General features: G+C 74.5%; 20 protein-coding genes. 9 read left to right on the top strand and 11 right to left on the bottom strand.

All coding sequences use genetic code 11. The features are described 5' to 3' along the window. Positions 1–126: 126 nt before the first annotated feature. Positions 127–1,263, bottom strand: coding sequence for a hypothetical protein (locus ACH4TP_RS22510; protein ID WP_398438918.1), 1,137 nt, complete (start codon positions 1,261–1,263; stop codon positions 127–129). A gap of 120 nt (positions 1,264–1,383) precedes the next feature. On the opposite strand from ACH4TP_RS22510, the gene ACH4TP_RS22505 reads away from it, so the two are divergent. After that, positions 1,384–1,827, top strand: a complete 444-nt coding sequence (locus ACH4TP_RS22505; RefSeq protein ID WP_389229709.1) for a DUF4442 domain-containing protein — start codon at positions 1,384–1,386, stop codon at positions 1,825–1,827. Between the two features lie 51 nt (positions 1,828–1,878). On the opposite strand, the gene ACH4TP_RS22500 is transcribed toward ACH4TP_RS22505, so the two are convergent. Then, positions 1,879–2,409, bottom strand: a complete 531-nt coding sequence (locus ACH4TP_RS22500; protein WP_398181891.1) for a hypothetical protein — start codon at positions 2,407–2,409, stop codon at positions 1,879–1,881. A gap of 249 nt (positions 2,410–2,658) precedes the next feature. Between ACH4TP_RS22500 and ACH4TP_RS22495 the strand changes: the two genes are divergently transcribed. After that, complete coding sequence (locus ACH4TP_RS22495; RefSeq protein ID WP_398438917.1) at positions 2,659–3,309, top strand: DedA family protein; 651 nt, start codon at positions 2,659–2,661, stop codon at positions 3,307–3,309. A gap of 80 nt (positions 3,310–3,389) precedes the next feature. Here ACH4TP_RS22495 and ACH4TP_RS22490 read toward each other — a convergent pair whose 3' ends face one another. After that, the gene (locus ACH4TP_RS22490) at positions 3,390–3,917 is read right to left on the bottom strand and encodes a gamma carbonic anhydrase family protein (protein WP_389229481.1); all 528 of its coding nucleotides are present in this window, start codon (positions 3,915–3,917) and stop codon (positions 3,390–3,392) included. A 147-nt stretch (positions 3,918–4,064) separates the two neighbouring features. On the opposite strand from ACH4TP_RS22490, the gene ACH4TP_RS22485 reads away from it, so the two are divergent. Then, positions 4,065–4,832 (top strand): acyltransferase, encoded by a 768-nt coding sequence (locus tag ACH4TP_RS22485; RefSeq protein ID WP_398181904.1) that lies wholly within the window; start codon positions 4,065–4,067, stop codon positions 4,830–4,832. Between the two features lie 41 nt (positions 4,833–4,873). Here the strand turns inward: ACH4TP_RS22485 and ACH4TP_RS22480 are convergent, their stop codons facing one another. Continuing rightward, a complete protein-coding gene (locus tag ACH4TP_RS22480) occupies positions 4,874–5,737 on the bottom strand; it encodes an EamA family transporter (protein ID WP_398438916.1) in 864 nt (287 codons plus the stop codon). Positions 5,738–5,841: 104 nt separating this feature from the next. On the opposite strand from ACH4TP_RS22480, the gene ACH4TP_RS22475 reads away from it, so the two are divergent. Together ACH4TP_RS22475 and ACH4TP_RS22470 are read left to right on the top strand one after the other, a co-directional pair. Further along, positions 5,842–6,414 carry a helix-turn-helix domain-containing protein gene (locus ACH4TP_RS22475; RefSeq protein WP_389229473.1) on the top strand — a complete coding sequence of 191 codons (573 nt, stop codon included), beginning with the start codon at positions 5,842–5,844 and terminating at the stop codon, positions 6,412–6,414. 84 nt (positions 6,415–6,498) lie between these two features. After that, entirely contained in the window at positions 6,499–7,062 is a 564-nt protein-coding gene (locus ACH4TP_RS22470) for a YbaK/EbsC family protein (protein WP_398438915.1), read from the top strand. Positions 7,063–7,075: 13 nt separating this feature from the next. Here ACH4TP_RS22470 and ACH4TP_RS22465 read toward each other — a convergent pair whose 3' ends face one another. Then, complete coding sequence (locus ACH4TP_RS22465; RefSeq protein WP_398181913.1) at positions 7,076–7,516, bottom strand: CoA-binding protein; 441 nt, start codon at positions 7,514–7,516, stop codon at positions 7,076–7,078. A 151-nt stretch (positions 7,517–7,667) separates the two neighbouring features. Here ACH4TP_RS22465 and ACH4TP_RS22460 point away from each other — a divergent pair, with 151 nt between their 5' ends. The 3 genes from ACH4TP_RS22460 to ACH4TP_RS22450 all read left to right on the top strand — a co-directional run bounded on the left by ACH4TP_RS22460 (position 7,668) and on the right by ACH4TP_RS22450 (position 12,642). Then, the gene (locus tag ACH4TP_RS22460; protein WP_389229465.1) at positions 7,668–8,294 is read left to right on the top strand and encodes a YigZ family protein; all 627 of its coding nucleotides are present in this window, start codon (positions 7,668–7,670) and stop codon (positions 8,292–8,294) included. Positions 8,295–8,443: 149 nt separating this feature from the next. Beyond that, positions 8,444–9,613: an exonuclease SbcCD subunit D gene (locus ACH4TP_RS22455; RefSeq protein WP_398438914.1), complete on the top strand. Its 1,170-nt coding sequence runs from the start codon at positions 8,444–8,446 to the stop codon at positions 9,611–9,613. Continuing rightward, the gene (locus ACH4TP_RS22450; RefSeq protein WP_398438913.1) at positions 9,610–12,642 is read left to right on the top strand and encodes an AAA family ATPase; all 3,033 of its coding nucleotides are present in this window, start codon (positions 9,610–9,612) and stop codon (positions 12,640–12,642) included. The genes ACH4TP_RS22455 and ACH4TP_RS22450 overlap by 4 nt, the downstream gene beginning before the upstream one ends. Here ACH4TP_RS22450 and ACH4TP_RS22445 read toward each other — a convergent pair. The 3 genes from ACH4TP_RS22445 to ACH4TP_RS22435 form a co-directional block, all read right to left on the bottom strand. Then, entirely contained in the window at positions 12,632–13,081 is a 450-nt protein-coding gene (locus ACH4TP_RS22445; RefSeq protein WP_389229456.1) for an Lrp/AsnC family transcriptional regulator, read from the bottom strand. The genes ACH4TP_RS22450 and ACH4TP_RS22445 overlap by 11 nt on opposite strands. A gap of 70 nt (positions 13,082–13,151) precedes the next feature. Beyond that, complete coding sequence (locus tag ACH4TP_RS22440; protein WP_389229452.1) at positions 13,152–14,855, bottom strand: DUF885 domain-containing protein; 1,704 nt, start codon at positions 14,853–14,855, stop codon at positions 13,152–13,154. A gap of 49 nt (positions 14,856–14,904) precedes the next feature. Continuing rightward, entirely contained in the window at positions 14,905–15,402 is a 498-nt protein-coding gene (locus ACH4TP_RS22435) for an Lrp/AsnC family transcriptional regulator (RefSeq protein ID WP_398438911.1), read from the bottom strand. Positions 15,403–15,462: 60 nt separating this feature from the next. On the opposite strand from ACH4TP_RS22435, the gene ACH4TP_RS22430 reads away from it, so the two are divergent. Then, a complete protein-coding gene (locus ACH4TP_RS22430; RefSeq protein WP_398438910.1) occupies positions 15,463–16,689 on the top strand; it encodes a trans-sulfuration enzyme family protein in 1,227 nt (408 codons plus the stop codon). Here ACH4TP_RS22430 and ACH4TP_RS22425 read toward each other — a convergent pair. The 3 genes from ACH4TP_RS22425 to ACH4TP_RS22415 form a co-directional block, all read right to left on the bottom strand. Then, positions 16,601–18,007 carry a GNAT family N-acetyltransferase gene (locus tag ACH4TP_RS22425; RefSeq protein ID WP_389229443.1) on the bottom strand — a complete coding sequence of 469 codons (1,407 nt, stop codon included), beginning with the start codon at positions 18,005–18,007 and terminating at the stop codon, positions 16,601–16,603. The two genes, ACH4TP_RS22430 and ACH4TP_RS22425, sit on opposite strands and share 89 nt — an antisense overlap. Positions 18,008–18,096: 89 nt before the next feature. Next, a complete protein-coding gene (locus tag ACH4TP_RS22420) occupies positions 18,097–20,793 on the bottom strand; it encodes a DUF6493 family protein (protein ID WP_398438908.1) in 2,697 nt (898 codons plus the stop codon). Positions 20,794–20,885: 92 nt separating this feature from the next. After that, positions 20,886–22,478: an alkaline phosphatase D family protein gene (locus ACH4TP_RS22415; protein WP_398438906.1), complete on the bottom strand. Its 1,593-nt coding sequence runs from the start codon at positions 22,476–22,478 to the stop codon at positions 20,886–20,888. Between the last annotated feature and the right edge of the window lie 9 nt (positions 22,479–22,487).

Here is a 22,487-nt window from a genome sequence, read left to right as displayed (position 1 = left end):
CGGGACTATCCCCGGCTCCTGCCCGTACCGACAACCGATATTCGGACGGCGCGTCGGTGTGAGGGGTGCCGCTGGGGAGCCCGTCCACCGGGTCCGGCGGTGCCGGGCCCGGTGGAGGGGGAGGGGTCAGGCGGAGGGGGCGAGCCGGACCGTGGAGAGGATCTGCCGGATCGTCGCGTCGGGCAGCTCGTCCTTGACGCCGTCGGCCCCGTAGAGCACCCAGGTCGAGAAGTCGCCGGCGGCGTTCTTGAAGGTGAAGGCGTAGGACTTGCCGTCCGACTCGCACTTGTTGCGCTTCTTGACGCCCGGCGCCGTGGCGGTCGCCAGGCTGCCGGTGAGACCGGACTTCGTCGTGTACGGCACCGACTTGGTGATCTTGATGGTGCTCTGCGGCATGTGCTGGGCGTAGCCGCCCCACACCCAGGTGCCGGCCTCGCCGCGCGCGGCGGACGCGGTGTCCTTGGCGCCCTGGCCGCCCTTGGTGCCGGCGGCGGCCAGGTCCCAGGTCTCGGCGGAGCCGTTCTTGTCGGTGTCGTACGAGCACCAGTTGCTCTTGTAGCGCGTGGGGCCGGACATCGTCACCAGCGGGGTGCCGTCGTGCTTCTTCTCGTCCTCGAAGAAGTAGATCGACCCGGGCTTCTCCACCTCCCACTCCGGCGGTACGTCGAAGAGGGTGCCGTACTTGGGGTTGTAGACGACCTTCCAGCCGGGGATCGTCGGCTGCTGGGCCGCGCCGTCGCGCGGGTTGGCGATCCCGGAGGACTGGCTCGGGTCGGGCGCCGGGGCGGAGGAGGGGTCCGCGGAGGCGGTGGCCGGTGCGGACGGCTTGTTGTCGGCGACGTCCTTCTTGTCGTCGTCCTTGCCGAGCACGAGGAACGCGGTGACTCCGGCCGCGACGACCACGGCCGCAGCGGCGACGATCGCCACGACCGTCGTCCGCTTCTTCCCGCCGCCGGGCTGTCCGGGCTGTCCGGGGCCGCCCGGCACCGCGTACTGCTGCGGCACGGTCGGCTGCTGGTACGGGTTCGGGTAGCCCGGCTGCTGCCCGTACCCCTGCTGCGGGTATCCCGGCTGCTGCGGATAACCGGGCTGCGCGGGCTGCTGCTGCGGATAGCCGGGCTGTGTCGGCGGCTGCGGGTACCCGGGCTGGGCCGGCGGCTGCTGATACGGGTTGGGCTGCTGGTACCCCGACTGCTGGTACGGGTTCTGACTCTGGTCCTGCGGGTTCTGCTCGCCCCCGGGCGGCTGCTGTCCTGGCCACATGGCCAGTAACCATAGAGGTGCGGGGGCCCCTCGGCCACGCCCGCCCCCGGCCCGGGGCGGGCAAGGGATGGCCAAGGCTGCTACTCGTGGGTAACATCACGGTCCATGAGCGCAGACCAGATGTCCGTCGGCGAGATGCTCGCCGCCACGGTCCCCATGGCCGGAACCCTCAACCTGGAGTTCCTGGAGACCACCGCCGAGCGCGCCGTCGTGCGCCTCCCGGACCAGCCCGCCTACCACAACCACGTCGGCGGCCCGCACGCCGGAGCGATGTTCACCCTGGCCGAGTCCGCCAGCGGCGCCATCGTGCTCGCCGCCTTCGGCGACCAGCTGGGCCGCGCGGTGCCGCTCGCCGTCAGCGCCGAGATCGGCTACAAGAAGCTCGCCATGGGCGTCGTCACCGCCACCGCCACCCTCGGCCGCCCCGCCGCCGAGGTCGTCGCCGAACTCGACGCCGGACAGCGGCCGGAGTTCCCGGTGCGGATCGACATCACCCGCGAGGACGGCGCCGTGACCGGCGAGATGACCGTCGTCTGGACCCTGCGCCCCAACGGCAAGGCGTAGTCCGCCGCACCGTGCGTGCCGTGGCCCCCGCCGGAGCGGGGGCCACACGCGTCACGCGGTGTGGAACCAGAAGGCCTCGATCGGCAGGCCGCGGCCCGTGGTGCCGATCATGTAGTTGGGCAGCGTGTTGAACTCGCTCGAGCCGAGGTAGGCCGCGCCGTTCTGCCAGCCGATGTTGCTGACGTGGGCGTCGGAGTTCATCGTGGGCGAGCTGGCGAACATGATCGCCTCCATCGCGACGTTCACCCCGTCGATGCCGATCTGGTCGGTCGTGTGCGAGCCGTTCACGCAGACCTGGCGGTCGTCCCAGCCGTAGTTCGCGCGGTGGGCCATGGCGCAGAACCGGATGGAGCTGCCCGGCTGCACGTGGAAACGGACGGCCTCGACGGCGAGGGAGCGGCCGGTGGTCCCGGCCCACTCCCCGTCGCAGCGCCAGTCCTGCCAGCCGATGTTCTGCACGTGCGCCTGGTAGCAGAAGGTTCCCGTGGGTTCGCTGCGGGCTTCGGCCTGGCCCGCCGCCGTGACCGTGGCGGCCGCCGTGATCGCCAGCGCGGCGACCGCGCGCGTGATCTGCTTGAGCATCTGGTGCTTCCCCCTTGTGAGTTGGCGAGCCGTTCACGGCTCGGCGGGATCTTAACCAGCATTTATGTCGTCGGCGTCCGGGGGGTGCGCCCCGCGCCCGACCCGCCGGCTCGCCCCCGGGTTGCCTCCCGGGCGGGTGACAATGCCCTCACACCGGCGCGTCGAGGTCGGGCACGTCCGAGCCGGTACGCTGCCCGGGTGTGCCCGACGCGGTGCACACCTGGTCGGGTCGTCACGGGAGGTGCCGCGTTGCACGTGCAGGAATGGCTGGAGACGATCCCCGCGGTCGCCGTCTACGTCCTCGTGGCGGTGGTGATCGGGGTGGAGAGCCTGGGCATCCCGCTCCCCGGCGAGATCGTGCTCGTCAGCTCGGCGCTGCTCGCCTCGCAGCACGGCCACATCGATCCGTACGTCCTCGGCGCCTGCGCCACCGCCGGCGCGATCGTCGGCGACTCGATCGGCTACGCGATCGGCCGCAAGGGTGGACGTCCGCTCCTCGCCAAGCTGGGCCGGAGATTCCCCAAGCACTTCAGCGAGGCCAACATCGGGCTCGCCGAGAACTCCTTCCAGAAGTGGGGCATGTGGGCGGTCTTCTTCGGCCGCTTCATCGCCCTCCTCCGCATCTTCGCGGGGCCGCTCGCGGGCGTGCTGCGGATGCCGTACTGGAAGTTCCTCATCGCCAACGTCCTCGGCGGCATCGTGTGGGCCGGCGGCACCACGGCCGTCATCTACACGGTCGGCGTCGTCGCCGAGGCCTGGCTCAAGCGCTTCTCCTGGCTGGGCCTCGTCCTCGCCGTGCTGATCGGCGTCGTCTCGATGCTGGTGGTCAAGAACCGCGCCAAGAAGGCGGCGCAGCGGGCCGAGGCCACGGAGCGGGAGCCGGTCCCGGCGGCGGACTGAGCACGGACCGTACGCGTACGGAGCGGAGGGCGGCACCCGGGAACGGGAGCCGCCCTCCTTCGCGTGCAAGCCCGTACGGCTTACTCCTCGAAGGCCTCGGCGTGGCCCTTGGCGAGCAGCAGGTACATCTCGGCGTTCAGCTGGATGCCCGCCTTCTCCTCCTCGGTCAGCGGGCGGCGCACCTTGGCGGGGACGCCGGCGACCAGGGAGCCCGGCGGGACCTCCATGCCCTGCGGGACGAGTGCCTGGGCGGCGACGAGCGAGCCAGCGCCGATCCGGGCCCCGTTGAGCACCGTCGCGCCCATGCCGACGAGGACGTCGTCCTCGATGACGCAGCCGTGCACGGTCGCGTTGTGGCCGACGGTCACCCGGTCGCCGATGGAGACGGGGAAGCCGGGGTCGACGTGGACGGTGCAGTTGTCCTGGATGTTGGAGTCCTCGCCGATCGCGATCGGACCGCAGTCCGCCCGCAGCACCGCGTGGTACCAGACGCTGGCGCGGGCGCCGAGCGTGACCTCGCCGAGCACCACGGAGGTCGGGGCGGTGAAGGCGGTCGGGTCGATCCGCGGCTCCTTGCCGCCCACTGCCTTGATCAACGCCTCTGTCATGGTTCGCTCCTGATGGTCGGATCCTGGGATCGTCAGCCGTCGTGCCACGCCCGGGGGTGCCCCCGGGCGCAGCCTATGCCGTGCCCATGACGGACATCACAGCGCACCGCACTGATCAGGCACGACGGCGCCGACTACGGTGGCCGGGTGCCCAGGAACAGAAACACGTTCTCATCCCTCGCCGCCTGGCGGCGCCGGGTCCTCGCCCGTGCCGTGCAGGGCGGCTGGCGCTGGGTGCAGCAGGCCGGCTCCGTCACCGCCGAGCACCCGGGGAAGCTGCGGTTCCGCCGCCTCGGCGCGGGCACCCGGCTCGCCTTCCCGCAGGGCACGGTCTTCGGCGAGCCGTGGATCGAGATCGGCGAGTGCTGCATCATCGCCGAGCAGGTCACGCTGACGGCGGGGATGCTGCCGGACCTCGACCTCGGCACGGACACGATCCTGACCCTCGGCGACGGCGTCGTCCTCGGCCGGGGCAGCCACGTCATCGCCGACGCGAAGGTGACGATCGGCTCGGACACGTACTGCGGCCCGTACGTCTACATCACCTCGACCAACCACAGTTACGACGACCCCGACGAACCCGTCGGCCGCCAGTGGCCCCGCTCCGAACCGGTCTCCATCGGCCCCGGCTGCTGGCTGGGCACGGGCGCGGTGGTCCTCCCCGGCGCCCGCCTCGGCCGGAACGTGGTCGTCGCGGCGGGCGCGGTGGTGCGTGGCGAGGTGCCGGACCACTCGGTGGTGGCGGGCGCCCCGGCGAAGGTCGTCCGCAGCTGGACCCCGGAGACCGGCTGGCAGCCCCCGCTCCGCACCCCCGCCCCCGTCCCGATCCCGGAACACGTCACCCCGGAGCAGCTGGCGGCGCTCGCGGTGTGGGAGGCGCAGCGGGCGGGCAGCTCGGAGTCCGTCCCGTCGTGACCCGGGCGGCCGGCCCGTGCCACGGCCGTCCCGTGGCGCGGTCAGCCCGTCGCGAGGAGGACCGTGCCCACCAGGGCCAGGCCCGCGCCCGCCGCCTGGACGGCGCGGAGGCGCTCCTTGAGGACGCCGCGCGCGGCCAGGGCCGTGACGACCGGGTAGAGGCTGGCGAGGACGGCGGCGACCGTGACCGGGCCCTGCTGGGCGGCGATCGCGTACGTGCCGTTGGCGGCGACGTCCGCGAGGCCCACGAAGGCGAGGGCCGGGAGCGCGGCGCGGACGACCGGGGGGCCGTCCTCGGGGAGCGCGCGGCCGCCGCGCCGCACCGAGGCGTACAGGGCTCCGCCGCCCACCAGGACATTGGTGACGCGCTGCACGAACAGGGCGAGGAACAGGCCCGTGACGGTCGTGGACGCCTCGGCGATGAGCGTCATCACCGAGCCGAACCCGAAGGCCGCGACCAGGGTCAGGAGGACCGCCTGGCGCTGGACCGGCGCCCCGCGCAGCTCCGGTCCGCCCGCCAGCACCACGCCGAGGACCGCCACCGCGATCCCGGTGAACTGGAGCAGTCCCGGCCGGTCGCCGACGAGGAGGCCGACGGAGACGGGGACGACGACCCCGAGGGAGCCGAGTGGGGAGACGACGCCCATCGGACCGAGCGCGAGCGCCTTGTAGAAGGCGAGCATGGCGGCCGGGCCGACGACGCCCGCGCCGACCGCGTACCAGAGCTGGGGCCCCGCCTCGGTCCAGGCGCCCGTCGCGAGGACGATCGTGCCGAGCACGAGGACCGCGAGGGTCTGGGAGACCACCACGACGGTGAGGGCTGGGATCCGCCGGGTGAGGAGCCCGCCCCCGAAGTCGGCGAGGCCCCACAGAAGGCTGGTGGCCAGGGCGAACAGGGCGGTCATGGATCCTCGCAGGGGCGTGCGGCAGTACAGTGCAGTGAACCATCGGGTGCACCCCACCGTAGTTCAGTTCATTGAACTCTGTCATCCAGAATATTGGACGGAATGTGTCGGACCTCGACCAGCTCACGCAGTCGCTCGCCCGGAACCTGAAGCGCTGGCGCAAGGAGCGGGGATTCACCCTGGACGCCCTCGCCGCACGGGCGGGCGTCAGCCGCGGAATGATCATCCAGATCGAGCAGGCCCGGACCAACCCCAGCGTCGGCACCACCGTGAAGCTGGCCGACGCCCTCGGCGTCTCCATCACCACCCTCCTCGACTACGAGCAGGGCCCCCAGGTCCGGCTCGTCCCACCCGGCCAGGCCGTCCGCATGTGGTCCACCTCCACCGGCAGCAACACCACCCTCCTGGTCGGCACCGAGGCCCGCGGCCCGCTGGAGCTCTGGTCCTGGACCCTGATGCCGGGCGACGGCAGCGCCTCCGACCCGCACCCGGACGGCACGGTCGAGCTGCTGCACGTCACCGCCGGGACGCTCACCCTGGTCGTGGACGACGCGGAGCACCTGCTGCCCGCCGGCACCTCCGCCGTCTTCGAGGCCAACGTCGCGCACACCTACCGCAACGACGGCGACGAACCGGCCGAGATGACGATGGCCGTCTCCATCCCGCCCGTCCGCTGACGCGGGCCTGCTGACCCGTCCGCCGGCGCCCGCACGCTGAGACGGGCCCCTGTCCGTCCTCCCGCGGTTGTTAGCGTGAGGCCCATGCGCGCACCCATCGGAGACTTCGACGACGCCCGGCCCGCCCCCGACTGCCTCGACCTGCTGACCGGCCCCGTCGCGGCGGCCGTCCGCGCCTGGACGGGCCCCGTCCCGGCCGACCGGCTGCTGTACGTGGACACGGACCCGGCCATCGCCGACACGGCCGTCTTCGTGGAGCACCACGGGCCCGAGCTCCTCGACGCGTCCGCCAACTGCGTGGTCGTCGCGGGCAGGCGCGGCGAGACGACGACCCTCGCCGCGTGCCTCGTGAAGTCGGCGACCCGCGTCGACGTCAACGGCGTCGTCCGCAAGCACCTCGGCGCCCGCAAGGCCTCGTTCGCCCCGATGGACACCGCGACCGGCGAGACCGGCATGGAGTACGGCGGGATCACCCCCATCGGCCTCCCGGCCGACTGGGCCCTCCTCGTCGACGCCGCCGTCGTCGACACCGAGTGGGTCCTCGTCGGCAGCGGCCGTCGCCGCGGCAAGCCCATCGTCCCCGGCAAGGCCTTCGCCCAACTCCCCGGCGCCGTCGTCCTGGAGGGCCTCGGCGTCCCCGCCGGCTGAACCTCCCGGGCGCTCAGCCCAGGCGCGGTATCTCGATCGCGGGGCAGCGGTCCATGACCATGTCGAGGCCCGCCGCGCGCGTACGGGCGAACGCCTCGTCGTCGATCACGTCCAGCTGGAACCAGACCGCCTTGGCGCCGATCGCGACGGCCTCGTCGGCGACGGCGCCCGCCAGCTCGCTGTTCACGAAGACGTCGACGACGTCGACCGGGAACGGGATGTCGGCCAGCGACGCGTACCCCTGCTCCCCGTGCACCGTCTCCGCCTTCGGGTGCACCGGCACGATCCGCTTGCCGAAGCGCTGCAGGACCGCCGCCACCCCGTACGCGGCGCGGGCCCGGTTCGAGGAGAGGCCGACCACCGCCCAGGTGTCGCCCGTGGACGTCAGGATCCGCCGCACCGTCTCCGACGCGGAGTACGCGGCGGGGTCCGTGGTCGTCGTGTCTGCGCTCATCGCTTCTGCTGCCTCTCCTCGGCGCGGCCCGGTCTACGAGAGGAACGAGCCGCGCCGGGCCGTGATTCCCGTACGTCCGGCGAAGCGCCCCTGAGATGTCCCCTACGGGCCGACGGACCGGGCGGGGCCGGACGGCCCGTAGGCTGGTCGGATGCAGGAGCAGTACCGCACATTGGCCCGCGAGGGCGTGCACGAGACCGAGATCAACCGCTCGCGCTTCCTCTGCGCGCTCGCGCCCGTCGCCGACGAGCGGGAGGCGCAGGAGTTCGTCGCCCGGATCCGCAGGGAGCACCCGACCGCCACGCACAACTGCTTCGCGTACGTCCTCGGCGCCGACGCCTCCGTGCAGAAGGCGAGCGACGACGGCGAACCCGGCGGCACCGCCGGCGTCCCCATGCTCCAGATGCTGCTGCGCCGCGAGATGCGGTACGTCGCCGCCGTCGTGACCCGCTACTACGGCGGGGTGAAGCTCGGCGCGGGCGGTCTGATCCGCGCGTACGGAGGGGTGGTCGGCGAGGCGCTCGACGCGCTCGGCACCGTCACCCGGCAGCGCTTCCGGCTCGCCACCGTCACCGTCGACCACCAGCGCGCGGGCAAGCTGGAGAACGACCTGCGGGCCACCGGCCGCGCCGTCCGCGACGTGCGGTACGCCGACGCCGTCACGATCGAGATCGGCCTCCCGGACGCGGACGTCCCCGCCTTCCGCGGCTGGCTCGCCGACGCCACGGCGGGCACGGCCTCCTTCGAACTCGGCGGCGAGGCGTACGGGGACGCGTGACGCGTCACACGTGACGTGCGCACCGGGCCGGCCCCCGTGCGCACACGCGGACCGGCCCCGCCCACCCTCCCGCTCGGGATAGCGTGGTGCGCGCACACGAACGGCAACCAGCGGCGAGGAGCGGGTCACATGCGGGGTGGGACGGCGGCATGAGGCTCCTGCACACCTCGGACTGGCATCTCGGCCGGTCCTTCCACCGCGTCGGCCTCCTCGACGCCCAGGCCGCCTTCCTCGACCACCTCGTGGCGACCGTCCACGCGCACGACGTCGACGCCGTCCTCGTCGCCGGGGACGTCTACGACCGGGCCGTGCCCCCGCTGCCCGCCGTCGAGCTCTTCGACGCCGCGCTGCACCGCCTCGCCGAGGCCGGGGTGCCCACCGTCATGATCTCCGGCAACCACGACTCGGCCCGCCGGCTCGGCGTCGGCGCCGGACTCATCGAGCGGGCCGGCATCCACCTCCGTACCGACCCCGACGGCATCGGCACCCCCGTCGTCCTCTCCGACGCCCACGGCGAGGTCGCCCTCTACGGCCTTCCCTACCTCGAACCCGCGCTCGTCCGCGAGCGCCTCGGCGCCGAGAGGACCGGCCACGAGGCCGTCCTCGCCGCCGCCATGGACCGGGTCCGCGCCGACCTCGCCCGGCGGCCCGCCGGCACCCGCTCCGTCGTCCTCGCCCACGCCTTCGTCGCGGGCGGCGCGCCCAGCGACAGCGAGCGGGACATCACCGTCGGCGGCGTCGCCGCCGTCCCCACCGGCGTCTTCGACGGCGTCGACTACGTCGCCCTCGGCCACCTCCACGGCAGCCAGACCCTCACCCCGCGCGTCCGCTACTCCGGCTCCCCCCTCGCGTACTCCTTCTCCGAGACCGACCACCGCAAGACGATGTGGCTGATCGACCTCGGCGCGGACGGGGAGATCACCGGCGACGTGCGCCTCGACTGCCCCGTCCCGCGCCCCCTCGCCCGCATCCGGGGACGCCTCGACGACCTCCTCGCCGACCCGGCGCTCACCCCGCACGAGCAGTCCTGGGTGGAGGCCACCCTCACCGACCCCGTGCGGCCCGCCGAGCCCATGGCCCGGCTCACCGCACGCTTCCCGGGCACCCTCAACCTGGTCTTCGACCCCGAGCGGACCGGGGACGACCCCGGTGCCTCCTATGCCCAGCGGCTGCGGGACCGCAGCGACCAGCAGATCGCGGAGGACTTCGTGGCCCACGTACGCGGCGGCGCCGCCCTCGACGGCGCCGAACGGGCCGTCCTGTACGGCGCCTTCGACGACGTCCGCGTCGACACGGCCGAGCGCGAGGTGGGCCGGTGAGGCTGCACCGCCTGGAGATCACCGCGTTCGGGCCGTTCGGCGCCACGCAGAAGGTCGACTTCGACGCCCTGTCCGCCGCCGGGCTCTTCCTCCTCCACGGGCCGACCGGCGCCGGCAAGACCTCCGTCCTCGACGCCGTCTGCTTCGCCCTGTACGGAAGCGTGCCCGGCGTCCGCCAGAACCCGGGCACCTCCCTGCGCAGCGACCACGCCCCCGCCGGCACGTACACCGAGGTCCTCCTCGAACTGACCGTGGGCGACCGGCGGTTGGAGATCACCCGCCGCCCCGCCCAGCAGCGGCCCAAGAAACGCGGCGGCGGCTTCACCACCGAGAAGGCCCAGACCTGGCTGCGCGAGTACGACCCCACCACCGGCGAGTGGGCCGGCCTCAGCCGCTCCCACCAGGAGATCGGGGAGGAGATCACCCAGCTCGTCGGCATGAGCCGCGAGCAGTTCTGCCAGGTCGTCCTCCTCCCGCAGGGCGACTTCGCCGCGTTCCTGCGCGCCGACGCCGAGAAGCGGGCCAGGCTCCTCGGCCGCCTCTTCGACACCCGCCGCTTCGCCGCCGTCGAGGAACGCCTCGCCGAACTGCGCAAGGCCGCCAGGGAGCAGGTCGAGGACGGGGACGCCCGGCTGCTCGCCCTCGCCCACCGCATGACCCAGGCCGCCGGCGGCCTCGCCGCCGCCCGCACGCCCGTCGAGGGCAGGCCCGGCGACCCCGGGCTCGCCGAGGCCGTCCTCACCTGGGCCGCCGTCGCCCGCACCGAGGCCCGCGAGGCCCTCGACATCGCGGGCGTGCGCCTCGCCGCCGCCGAGGAGGGGCAGGCCGCCGCGCGCGCCGCCCTCGACGCCGAGAACGACCTCGCCGCCCGGCAGGCCCGGCACGCCGACGCCCTCCGGCGCCGCGAGCGGCTCACCGAGCAGGCCCCCGAGCGCGAGCGCCACCAGGAGTCCCTGGACCGGAGCCTCAGGGCGGACCGGGTGGCCCCCGCGCTCGGACTGCGCCGGGACGCCGACCGCGAGCACGCCGCCGCGCACACCGCCCGGGAACGGGCCCGCGCCCAGCTGCCCCCCGACCTCGCCGAGGCCGGCGCCGAACAGCTCTCCGCCCTCGAACACCGGCTGCGCGAGGAACTCGGCGGACTCGACGCGGCCCGCCGCGCCGAGCGCCGCGCGGCCGCCGTCACCGAGGAGCGCGCCGTACTCGCCCGGGAGGCGCGCGCCGACGAGGACGCCCTCCGGGACGCGGCCGACTGGCTCGCCGGCTGGGAACCGCGCCGCGCGGCCCTCGCCGAGCGCGTCGAGGCCGCCCGCGACGCCGCCGCCCGCGCCGAGCACCTCGCCGGTCGCCTGGAGCCCGCCCGCCGCCGGCTCGCCGCGGCCCGCCGCCGCGACGCGCTCGCCGAGGGCACCAGGGCGGCCGAGGCACGGCTCGCCGAGGCCCGCGAGCGGCGCAACAGCGCCCACGAGAGCTGGCTCGACGTCAAGTCCCGCCGCCTGGAGGGCATCGCCGCCGAACTCGCCGTCACCCTCGCCCCGGGCGACCCCTGCCAGGTCTGCGGCTCCACCGCCCACCCGGCCCCCGCCCGCACCACCGCCGACCACGTCGACCGCGCGACGGAGGACGCCGCCTACGCCTCCTACACCCGCGCCGAGGAGACCCGCACGGCCGCCGATCGCGACCTCGCCGTCACCCGCGAGGCCTGGTCCGCCGCGCGCGAGGAGGTTCAGGCAGGGCCCGGTTCCCCGGAGCCCACCGTCGCCGAACTCGCCGACGAAGCAGACGGGTTGGCCCGCCTCCACGCCGAGGCGCATGCCCTCGCCGGGCAGACCCACAGCGCGCGGGAGGCGCTCGCGCGGGCCGAGCGGGAGCACGAGGAGCGGGTCGCCGCGCAGCGGGAGGCCGAGCGGCGGGTCGCCGCCCGGACCTCGCGCCGGGAGGCCCTGGAGCGGGAGCAGGCCGCGCTCGACGAGGAACTCGCCCGGGGACGCGGCGCGTTCGCCACCGTGGCCGAACACGCCACCCTCCTGGAGCGGCGCATCGCCCTCCTCGTCGACGCCGCCGGCACCGTACGCGCCGCCGAACTCGCCGCCCAGCGCCTCAAGGAGGCAGACGACCGGCTCGCCGACGCCGCCTACCGGGCGGGCTTCGCCACCCCGGCCGAGGCCGCCGGCGCACTCCTCGACGAGGGCGAACGCCGCGCCCTCCAGCAGCGCGTGGACGCCTGGCAGGCGGAGGCCGCCGCCGTCGCGGACCGGCTCGCCGAGCCCGGCACGGCCGAGGCCGCCGCCCTGCCGCCCGCCGACCCCGCCGGGGCCGGGGCCGCGCACACGGCGGCGGAACGCGCGCTCCGCGAGGCCGACTCCGCCCTGGCCGCCGCCCGCGAGCGGGCCACGGAGCTCGCCGGACTCTCCCGGCAGGCCGCCGCCGAGGTCCGCCGCCTCGGGCCGCTGCGCGAGGAGTACGACCGGGTGGCCCGCCTCGCCGCCCTCACCGCCGGCACCTCCGCCGAGAACGAGCGCCGGATGCGCCTGGAGTCGTACGTCCTCGCCGCCCGCCTCGAACAGGTCGCCGCCGCGGCGAGCGCCCGCCTCCAGCGCATGTCCTCGGGCCGCTACACCCTCGTCCACTCCGACGCCCGCTCCGGCGGCAAGCGGTCCGGGCTCGGCCTGCACGTCGTCGACGCCTGGACCGGCAGCGAGCGCGACACGGCCACGCTCTCCGGCGGGGAGACCTTCTTCGCCTCGCTCGCCCTCGCCCTCGGCCTCGCCGACGTCGTCACCGACGAGGCCGGCGGGGTCCGGCTCGACACCCTCTTCATCGACGAGGGCTTCGGCAGCCTCGACGAGCAGACCCTCGACGAGGTCCTCGACGTCCTCGACTCGCTGCGCGAGCGGGACCGCAGCGTCGGCATCGTCAGCCACGTCGGCGACCTCCGCCGCCGGATCCCGGCCCAGCTGGAGGTCGTCAAGGCACGGCAGGGCTCGGCGGTCCGGCTGCGCACCGGAGGGGACGCGCTCAGCGGCTGAGGGACCGGCGGGGGAGGGGCGAGGAGTAGACGATGCTGGTGGTCACGGCCCCGAGCGTGCCGATCTTCCCGGTGATCCCCTCCAGGTGCTTCATGGAACGGGCGGCGACCTTGAGGACGAAGCAGTCGTCGCCCGTGACGTGGTGGGCTTCGAGGACCTCGGGCGTGGTGTCGAGGAGGTCGTGGAACGGCTTGTAGTTGCCGTGCGGATAGCGCAGTCGCACGAAGGCGAGGATCGGCAGGCCGAGCCGGTCCTGGTCGACGATCGCCGCGTACCCGGTGATCACCCCGGCGTCCTCCAGGCGCCGCACCCGCTCGGTCACCGCGGACGGCGACATCGACACCGTGCGGGCGAGCTCGGCGAAGCTGGCGCGGCCCTCGGACTGGAGGGCTTCGAGGATCCGCCAGTCGGTGGCGTCGGGCGTGTAATCGGTACTCATGGGGGAGAGCTTGCAGCGGGAATCCCCGGTCGATCAAGCGAACGACCGGGGATTCCCGTGGTGAGGGCCCTCAGAGGCGGGAGATCTCGTCCACCAGGTCGTCCAGACCCAGCGGGCCCAGGGAGAGCGCCGCCATGTGCCAGGCCTTCGCGTCGAAGGCCTCGCCGTGCGCGGCCCGCGCGTTGGCGCGGCCGAGCAGCCAGGCGCGCTCGCCCAGCTTGTAGCCGATCGCCTGGCCCGGCATCGACAGGTAGCGGGTCATCTCGCTCTCCACGAACGACGGCGGGCGGCTGCTGTGCAGCTGGAAGAACTCCTGCGCGAGCTCCGGCGTCCACCGCTCGCCCGGGTGGAAGGGGGACTCCGCGGGGATCTCCAGACCGAGGTGCATGCCGATGTCCACGATCACCCGGCACGCGCGCATCATCTGGCCGTCGAGGTAGCCGAGGCGGCGCTCCGCGTCGGGCAGGAAGCCGAGTTCGTCCATGAGGCGCTCCGCGTACAGCGCCCAGCCCTCCGAGTTCGCGCTGACCTTGCCGATGGTCGCCTGGTAGCGCGAGAGCCGGTCCGCGACGTGCACCCACTGCGCGAGCTGGAGGTGGTGGCCGGGCACGCCCTCGTGGTACCAGGTCGACACCAGGTCGTACACCGGGAAGCGGGTCGTGCCGTCCACCGGCAGCCAGGTGCGGCCGGGGCGCGAGAAGTCCTCGGACGGGCCGGTGTAGTACGGGGCCGCGGCGCCGCCCGGCGGGGCGATGCGGGACTCCACCCGCCGTACGCGCTCGGCGAGTTCGAAGTGGTGGCCGTCGAGCGCCTCGATGGCCTCGTCCATGAGGTCCTGGAGCCAGACCCGGACCTCCTCGACGCCCTCGATGTGGGTGCCGTGCTCGTCGAGGTGGGCGAGCGCCTCCCAGGGGCCCGCTCCCGGCAGGATCCGCTCGGCCTCGGTCCGCATCTCGCCGAGGAGCCGGTGGTACTCGGTCCAGCCGTACGCGTACGCCTGGTCGAGGTCCAGGTCGGTGCCGTTGAAGAAGCGGGTCCAGCGCTGGTAGCGCTCGCGGCCCACGGTGTTCGGCGCGTCGGCGACTGCGGGGGCGTACACGTCCCGCATCCAGTCCCGCAGGACCACGACGGCCGCGGTGGCGCCCCGCGCGGCCGCCGCGAGTTCGGCCCTCAGCTCCGCGGGGAGCGTGGCGGGGCCGGCGGCGGCGAACTCCTCGAACCAGCCCGGCCTGCCGCTGTCGCCGCCCGCCCACTCCGTGAGCTGCTCGACGAAGGTGGCGGTGGGACGCGGCCCGGCGAAGAGCTTGCGCTCCAGGCCGAGCGCGAGCGAGGTGCGGTAGCCGTCGAACGCGGCGGGGACCGCGCGCAGCCGGGCGGCGACCGCCGTCCAGTCCTCCTCGGTCCCCGTCGGCATCACGGTGAAGACCATGCGGACGCTGTGCGCGGGCGAGCGCATGTTGCTGACCGCGCAGAGGCTCTCCTCGGCCTCGTAGATGGCGAGTTCCGCCGTCAGCCGCTCCCGCAGCAGCCGGGCGCAGCGCCGCTCGGCGTCGGTGTCCGCGCCCGGGGCCCGCTCGGCCTCGTCGAGTCGGGCGAGGGTGCGGCGGGCGAGGTCGGCCGTCGCCCGCTGCCAGGCGGGCGAGAAGTCCGGCAGCCGTCCGGCGCTCTCCTTGACTCCCAGGAACGTACCGGTGATCGGGTCGAGGGCGATGAGTGCGTCGACGTAGTCGTCGGCGACCTGGCGGGGCAGCAGGCTGCTGGAAGTGTCTGGCATGGGGGTCATCCTGGCGCCTCCGGCGGGCCCGCGTCACCCTCGTCCGGCCTCAGTCGGCTGACAAGGAAGGGCCGGAGGAATACGGCAGGAGGGGGCCGCACTCCCACTGCTGGAAGATCAGCCGGGTCTCGACGCGGGCCACCTCGCGGCGCGAGGTGAACTCGTCGAGGACGAGACGCTGCAGGTCGGCGGGGTCCGCGACGGCCACGTGCACCAGGTAGTCGTCGGGCCCGGTGAGGTGGAACAGCGCCCGGGACTCCGGCAGGGCCCGGATCCGTTCGACGAACGGACCGATCAGTTCACGCCGATGGGGCCGGACCTGGACGAGAAGCAGCGCTTCGAGCCCGCGCCCGAGTTTGGCCGGATCCAGTCGTAGCTGGTGTCCGAGGATCACTCCGGTGCGGCGCAGCCGCGCCACCCGGTCCAGGCAGGTGGAAGGTGCGACTCCGACCTCGGCGGCGAGTTCGCGGTAGGTGGTCCGGGCGTCGTTCTGCAGGAGGCGAAGAATGTGCAGATCGACCGTGTCCAGTACGACGGAATCGGCCATCTGGCGAACGTAGCACGGCGAATTCCCGCTACTTCCCGGTATCCGTTCACAGTGCACGCCATGGACGCCATGGATCGCGGCCTCTCGGTCACCCCGAGGGCCCTCGCCACCGAAGCCGTGCACGCCGGCCGCGAAGACCTCGCCGGACTCGGGCTGCATGCCCCGCCGCTCGACCTGTCCACCACCTACCCCTCGTACGACGCCCGGGCCGAGGCCGCCCGGATCGACGAGTTCGCCACCACGGGCGCCCGGCTCGACGGCCCGCCCGTCTACGCCCGGCTCGACAACCCGACCGTGGCCCGCTTCGAGGAGGCCCTCGCCCGCCTGGAGGGCACCGAGGCCGCCGTCGCCTTCGCCAGCGGCATGGCCGCCCTCACCGCCGTGCTCCTCGCCCGGGCGAGCCGGGGCCTGCGGCACGTCGTCGCGGTCCGCCCGCTGTACGGGTGCAGCGACCACCTCCTGGACACCGGGCTGCTCGGCACCGAGGTGACCTGGACCGACCCGGCGGGCATCGCCGACGCGCTACGGCCCGACACCGGCCTCGTCATGGTCGAGTCGCCCGCCAACCCCACCCTCGCCGAGGCCGACATCCGGGCCGTCGCCCACTCCTGCGGCTCCGTCCCGCTGCTCGTCGACAACACCTTCGCCACGCCGGTGCTCCAGCGCCCCGCCGGGCAGGGCGCCCGCGTCGTGCTGCACAGCGCCACCAAGTACCTGGGCGGCCACGGCGACGTCATGGGCGGGGCCGTCGCCTGCGACGAGGAGTTCGCCCGTACGCTCCGCCAGGTCCGCTTCGCCACCGGCGGGGTGCTCCACCCGCTCGCCGGATACCTGCTGCTCCGCGGTCTCTCCACCCTCCCGGTACGGGTCAGGGCGGCGTCCTCCTCGGCGGCGGAGCTCGTCCGGCGGCTCGCCACCGACCCCCGGATCGCCCGCGTCCACTACCCGCGGATCGGCGGCGCGATGATCGCCTTCGAGGTGTACGGGGACCCGCACGACGTCATCGCCGGGGTGCGCCTGATCACCCCGGCGGTCAGCCTCGGCAGCGTCGACACCCTCATCCAGCACCCGGCCTCCATCAGCCACCGGATCGTGGCCGAGGGAGACCGGCGCTCGGCCGGTGTCAGCGACCGGCTCCTGCGGATGTCGGTCGGCCTGGAGGACGTCGAGGACCTGTGGCGCGACCTGAGCCGGGCGCTCAGCGCTCCGCCCGCCACGCCCCTTCGTGCGGCTGCGCCTGCTGCGTCCGGGCGGCCGGCCGCGGTGCCGGGGCCAGGCGGGCGGTGATCACCAGGGTGCCCTCCTCGATCTGGTAGTCGAGGGGGAGGTTCAGTGCCCGCATCGCGGCCACCATCCCCGTGTTGGAGGACTGCGTCACGGCGTACACGCTGTCGCAGCCGGTCTCCTCGGCCATCGCCACCAGGCGGCCGAGGAGCTCGGAGCCGATGCCGCGCCGCTGCCAGTCGTCCTCGACGAGGAGGGCGACCTCCGTCTCGTCGCCGTCCCACAGCAGGTGGCCGAGGGCGACGAGGCGGCCGGAGGCGGTCTGGACGGCGAGGGTGCGGCCGAAGCGGGGGCTGAGCAGGTGGTCGAGGTAGCGGTCGGCGTCACCGATCGGGCCGTGGTAGCGCAGGCCCAGGGTGCGGGCGGAGCAGCGGTCGTGCATGGCGCGCGCGGCGGCCAGGTCGCGCTGGTCGGCGCGGCGGACGGTGATCTCGTTGCCCTCGGGGAGGGTCAGCACGTCCTGGCTGCGCGGGACGCGCGGGCCGAGCCGGGCGTCGAGCTCGACGAGGGCGCGGGCCCGGGCGAACTCGGTCGGGGTGAAGGGCAGATGGGGCCGCTCGATGATGAGGGTGCCGCCGTGCGGGTCGCGGAGCCGCATCACGGTCCGCTCCAGGACGCCTTCGACCGGGGCCTGTTCGCCGGTCGGGCGGCCGGTGAGCGAGACGGCCGGCACGGAGTGGATCGTGCAGCGGCCCAGCAGCTGGCGCAGCGCGAGCGGCAGTTCGGCCGCGTCGAGCGCGGTACGGGTGGCGAGGCCGAGGACCCGGGTGGGGGTGTCCACCAGGTCGTGCGCGTCGGCCCGCTCGGTCCAGGTGTCGCGGCCGCCGGCGGCCGCCGTCTCGTGGGCGAGGGTCCGCGCGGAGAGGCCGGCGGGAGCGCGCAGCAGGAACTCGTCGACCGTGCCGTCGGCGAGCGGGTGGGTCTGGAGGGTGAGGATGTCCACGCCCAGGCGGGCGAGGGCCGTGCACAGCGCGGCGAGGGTGCCCGGGGTGTCCGCGACGGTGGTCCGCATACGCCACAGCGTCGTCTCGGCGGGAGCCCCGGACTCCTCCTCCCTCCGCTCGGGGGTGGGGTGCCCGCCGGTGTCGTCGGCGGGCGGGGCATGGCTGTGCCGCCGCGCCCACCAGGTGTGGAACGTGGCGGTGGCGACCAGCGCGATCGCCGAGAAGACCAGGAGGTAGGGTCCGTCGGGACCCTTGGCGATGGTCTTGGCGATCGTGTCGGCCACCACCACGGCGGTGAACATGGCGGCGAGCTCGATCAGGTCGTGCCGCCAGTGGTGCGGGCGGCGGGTGCTCTTCGAAGACGTCACATCGGTCATGGCTTCACTGTGACCCAGTGGTGTTGCGTGATCACGAACGCTTTGTGACTGACGGGTTAAAGCGCCGATCTGGTGCCTTAAAGGTCGATTCAGCCCGTTTCTGTCAGAACCTGATCGGCCCCCTGGCGGAGTGCGTCCAGGAGCCGTCTGGCCTGCGCCAGCAGCTGCGAGGAGCCCCGCCCCGAGGCGAGCGCTTCGAGCCCGGCGAGCTCGCCGCCGGCCCCGCACCGCTCCACGCAGTCGGCGGCGACCGCGAGGACCTCGCCGAGCCCGTGGACCGGCTTCGCCGTTGTCGCCTGCTCCAGCAGCCCGGGAAGCATCGCCGCGAGGACCGCCCAGACCGTCCCGTACGCCCCCGTGGCCGCCGCCGTCCGGGCCGCGTCCGCCAGCCGGTTCGGCTTGACCGAGCCCTCCGCGACCAGCCACGCCAGCTCCGAGCCGAGCCCCCGGGCGTCCAGGTCGCCGCGCGAGGCCAGGACGAGCACGGCGTCCACCGCGCGCAGCCGGTCGTCCGCGTCCACACAGCCGAGACCGAACGCCAGCGCCAGCAGGACCGCCCGGCCCACCGGGCCGTCGGCCTCGGCCAGCGCGGTCAGCGGCTCGGTCGCGCCGCGCGCGTCCGCCTCGGCGGATTGCGCGATCGCCGGCAGGAGACAGGCGGCGAGCAGCTCGCGGTCGGCCGGCAGCACCGGGGCCCACTGCGCCCGGCCCTCCTCCCGGTGGGAGCAGCGGCGGGGGGCCGCCTCCAGGGTGCCCCCGAGCCACTGGAAAGCGGGCGGGAACTCCGCCCGCACCGCCGGGTGCTCGCCGAGGTCCACCACGGCCCGGTCGAACGGGTGGTACCTCCGCAGGGCCCTGTCCTCGTCCCGCCGGAGGAACCGCACGGTCGCCCCGACGGGTGCGTCCTCCCGCAGCCAGGCGGCGAGCCGCCGGCCGGCCGGGGTGCCGAGCGCCGCCGCCTCCTCGGCCGCACGCCCCGCCGAAGGGTCGGCCCGCTCCACCCGGAGCAGGGCCTGCGCGAGATCGGCCGGAGCGGGCTCGACGCCCGCCTCCCCGTACTCCCGCAGCCGCTCGACCAGGACCAGCGGATCGATCGCCCCGGTGTGCCGGGTCGGCGCGGCCAGGAGGAACGGCAGCGCGTCCGTGCCGACCAGGGCGGCGGCCTCCCACAGCCGGGCGTCGAGGACCCCCGACAGGGCCTGGTGGAGGCAGATGTCCGAGCCGTGCCCCTTGCCGCGGCGGAAGTCGACGAGCGCCGGGTCCAGCAGGCCGAGCAGCCCCGCGAGCACCACGTGGACGCCATGGGTCTCATGGGCGAAGCAGTGGGCCTCCTGCCCCCACGGGGGCGAGGGGAAGGCCTCCCGGACCGCCTCCGCGACAGCCGCCCGGTCCCGGTGCGCATGCCGCACCAGGCCGTCGAGCGCCCGCTCGAACGCCACGGGGTCCTCCGGGAGCCGCTTCACCACCAGCTCCGCGACCAGCGCCTCGACGGTCGTCGCCGGGGGCGCGACCAGCTGCGCCTCGGGCACCGGCGGCAGGATCTCCTCGTACGGAAGGGCCGCCTCCCGCCCCAGGTCCGCGCCGAACAGCGCCTCGGCGGCCCGCCGGTGCGTCGGGCTCAGCAGCCCGGCGGCCCCGGCCAGCTCGCGCCGCGTCCGCGCGTCCACGTCCGGCAGATGACGGCCGACCAACTTGAGGGCCCGCTCCTGGATCTCGGTGTCCTCGTTCCCGAAGGCCTCCGTCACCACGGGCAGCAGCTCCCCGGCCGCTTCCGGTTCCCGCGCCAGCACCTTGCCGACCAGCGCCAACTGGGCCCGTACGAGCTTCTTCTCGGTACGGAGGAGAACCCCGGCCGTCATCTCGGCCAGCGCGCCGACCGGCAGCGCCCCCGCCGAGGCCGCTTCCACCAGGACGTCCTGGGCGTACCCGGCGGCCGGCGACGGCGCGTCCGCCGCGATCCCGATCCAGTCCGGGATGCGGGCCCGCAGCTCCTCCGCGTCCGGCGCGAGCAGCCGCACCACCTCCAGCGGGAGGCGCAGGCTCCGGATCGGGCCGCCGCGCAGCAGCCGCGAGACGCACACGTCCAGGACCCGCGCCCGGTCCAGGACCCCTTCCCCGACGAGGGTCCGCAGCGCCGAGGGCCAGTGCCCCTCCGGCCGGCGGCCGAGCGGCCGGGTCAGCCGCTCGGGGGCCTCGGCCATCGCGAGCGCGTGCGCCACCAGGACCGGCGTCCGCGGGTCCTCCCGGAGCCGCTCCACGAGCCGGTCGCCGGTGAGGTGCCGGGCCCAGCCGGTGACATAGCCGTCGGTCGGGGGAACGGTGTGCCCGGCGCGGACGATCAGCCCGTGGAGCAGCGGGTAACTGTTCTCCGCCACGGTCCGGCGCCCGGCCAGGCGCCCCGCCAGGTCCGCCGCCCACTCCGGGTCCCGGTCGCCGATCGCCGCGAGGGCCAGGGACTTGTCCTCCTCCCGCACCTGGAGGTCGCGCGCGCCGAGCCAGCTCGCGGCCGCCGCGGGCGTCGGGAGGCAGCCCGCGCCCGCCACGTACAGCGCGCTGCGGATGCGGTCCGGCACGTACGGAGGCGTCGCCCACTTCCCGGCGCGCACCTCGGCGCGCAGCGCCTTCAGCCGGACGAGCGCGAGCTCGCGCGCGGCGGAGTCCAGCGGCTCCAGGAGCGCCGGCACACGACCGGACTCACCGGCACGCACCGCCGCGAGCAGCTTCCCGACGCCGGACTCCTCCTCGCCGCCGTCACCGGCACCGGCCGCCACGTCGTCACCCCTCACGGTCCCCACACCCTTCCCCGCCCCGCTCTCCATGGGAAACGACGTTAGGTCCCGCCACTGACAATCCGCCGGGCCCGCCCTCCCGCCAGGGGTTACTGCCCGACCAGCCCCGGCTGGAGGACCTTGCTGAACAGCACCGTCCCGCCCTCGGCGCGCAGCCGTACCGTCAGCTCTCCGCTCCCGCCGTCGATGTCGACCTCGCCGAAGTACTGCGGGCTCTCCATCGGCGACAGGTTCGCCCGCTCCGGTGCCCGCACGAACACCCGCTCCGGACCGAAGGTCGCGTCCAGGGCGTTCGCCGGGAAGCCGCCCGCCGCCAGCGGGCCGGACACGAACTCCCAGAAGGGGGCGAAGTCCTGGAAGGCCGCGCGCTCCGGCGCGTAGTGCTGCGCCGAGGTGTGGTGGACGTCCGCCGTCAGCCACACCGTGCCGGTGATCCGCCGGTGCTTCACGAACCGCAGCAGCTCCGCGATCTGGAGCTCCCGGCCCAGCGGCGCGCCCGGGTCGCCCTGCGCGATCGCCTCGAAGTTCGCGGGGCCGTCCGTGACGACCAGGCCGATCGGCATGTCGGCCGCGAGCACCTTCCACACCGCCCGGGACGCGGCCAGCTCCCGCTTCAGCCAGGCCAGCTGCTCGGCGCCGAGGATGCCGGTGGTGTCGTCGGCCTGGCGGCCGGGCGAGTTGGCGTTCCGGTACGAGCGCATGTCGAGCACGAACACGTCGAGCAGCGGCCCGTACCGCACCACCCGGTGCACCCGCCGCTCGCGCCCCTCACCGCGCGCGTGGAGCGTGGAGACCGGGAAGTACTCGCCGAACGCGCGCGAGGCCCGGGCCGCGAGGACGTCCACGTCCTTCTCCGTGTAGCGGGCGTCGTCCAGGATCTGCCCCGGGTACCAGTTGTTCCGCACCTCGTGGTCGTCCCACTGCACCACCGACGGCACCTGCGCGTTGAAGGCCCGGACGTTGTGGTCGAGGAGGTTGTAGCGGAAGTTGCCCCGGTACTCGTCGAGGGTCTCGGCGACCTTCGTCTTCTCCGGCGTCGTGACGTTCCGCCAGATCCGCCCGTCCGGCAGGGTCACGCTCGGCTGGATGACCCCGTCGGCGTAGATCGTGTCGCCGCTGCACAGGAAGAAGTCCGGGTCGAGCCGGCGCATCTCCTCGTACGCCCGGAAACCCCCGATGTCCGGGTTGATGCCCCAGCCCTGCCCCGCGACGTCCCCGGACCACAGGAAGCGGACCCCGTCGCGGCGCCGGTCCGGAGCCGTGCGGAAGGTGCCGAGGACCGGCTCGCCCGCCCGGCGCGGATCGTCCGGGTCGACGAGGGTGACCCGGTAGTGGACCTGCTCGCCCGCCGGAAGACCGCGCAGGGCGGTCGTCCCGGTGAAGTCCGTGTCCGCGCCGACCAGCGGCCCGAGGTGCCGGCGCGCATGCCGGAAGGACTCGGTCGCCGAGGTCTCCACGAGCATCCGCGCCGGCCGGTCCGCACGCACCCACACCAGACCGGAGGAGGTCGTGACGTCACCCGCCTGCACGCCCCACTCGGCCCGGGGCCGGCCCGACAGCGCGAACGCCGGGGCGGCGAAGCCGGTGCCGCCGAGGGCGAGCGCCGCCGACGCGGCGAGCGAACCGCGCAGGACGCCGCGGCGGGCGGGGGAGGGGGAAGAGGCGGACGGGGGAAGGGACATGAAGGACCT

Origin of the sequence: Streptomyces sp. NPDC021012 (assembly GCF_044333355.1) — a bacterium.
Classification (GTDB): domain Bacteria; phylum Actinomycetota; class Actinomycetes; order Streptomycetales; family Streptomycetaceae; genus Streptomyces.
The sequence above is the reverse complement of the archived record's forward strand: the minus strand, read 5'-3'. Positions and strand labels throughout refer to the sequence as shown.

Excerpts from the sequence above, each read along its gene's own strand:
- ACH4TP_RS22510 (WP_398438918.1), bottom strand. The coding sequence starts at position 1,263 with ATGTGGCCAGGACAGCAGCCGCCCGGGGGCGAGCAGAACCCGCAGGAC.
- ACH4TP_RS22505 (WP_389229709.1), top strand. The coding sequence starts at position 1,384 with ATGTCCGTCGGCGAGATGCTCGCCGCCACGGTCCCCATGGCCGGAACC.
- ACH4TP_RS22500 (WP_398181891.1), bottom strand. The coding sequence starts at position 2,409 with ATGCTCAAGCAGATCACGCGCGCGGTCGCCGCGCTGGCGATCACGGCG.
- ACH4TP_RS22490 (WP_389229481.1), bottom strand. The coding sequence starts at position 3,917 with ATGACAGAGGCGTTGATCAAGGCAGTGGGCGGCAAGGAGCCGCGGATC.
- ACH4TP_RS22480 (WP_398438916.1), bottom strand. The coding sequence starts at position 5,737 with ATGACCGCCCTGTTCGCCCTGGCCACCAGCCTTCTGTGGGGCCTCGCC.
- ACH4TP_RS22470 (WP_398438915.1), top strand. The coding sequence starts at position 6,499 with ATGCGCGCACCCATCGGAGACTTCGACGACGCCCGGCCCGCCCCCGAC.
- ACH4TP_RS22465 (WP_398181913.1), bottom strand. The coding sequence starts at position 7,516 with ATGAGCGCAGACACGACGACCACGGACCCCGCCGCGTACTCCGCGTCG.
- ACH4TP_RS22460 (WP_389229465.1), top strand. The coding sequence starts at position 7,668 with ATGCAGGAGCAGTACCGCACATTGGCCCGCGAGGGCGTGCACGAGACC.
- ACH4TP_RS22455 (WP_398438914.1), top strand. The coding sequence starts at position 8,444 with ATGAGGCTCCTGCACACCTCGGACTGGCATCTCGGCCGGTCCTTCCAC.
- ACH4TP_RS22445 (WP_389229456.1), bottom strand. The coding sequence starts at position 13,081 with ATGAGTACCGATTACACGCCCGACGCCACCGACTGGCGGATCCTCGAA.
- ACH4TP_RS22440 (WP_389229452.1), bottom strand. The coding sequence starts at position 14,855 with ATGCCAGACACTTCCAGCAGCCTGCTGCCCCGCCAGGTCGCCGACGAC.
- ACH4TP_RS22435 (WP_398438911.1), bottom strand. The coding sequence starts at position 15,402 with ATGGCCGATTCCGTCGTACTGGACACGGTCGATCTGCACATTCTTCGC.
- ACH4TP_RS22430 (WP_398438910.1), top strand. The coding sequence starts at position 15,463 with ATGGACGCCATGGATCGCGGCCTCTCGGTCACCCCGAGGGCCCTCGCC.
- ACH4TP_RS22425 (WP_389229443.1), bottom strand. The coding sequence starts at position 18,007 with ATGACCGATGTGACGTCTTCGAAGAGCACCCGCCGCCCGCACCACTGG.
- ACH4TP_RS22415 (WP_398438906.1), bottom strand. The coding sequence starts at position 22,478 with ATGTCCCTTCCCCCGTCCGCCTCTTCCCCCTCCCCCGCCCGCCGCGGC.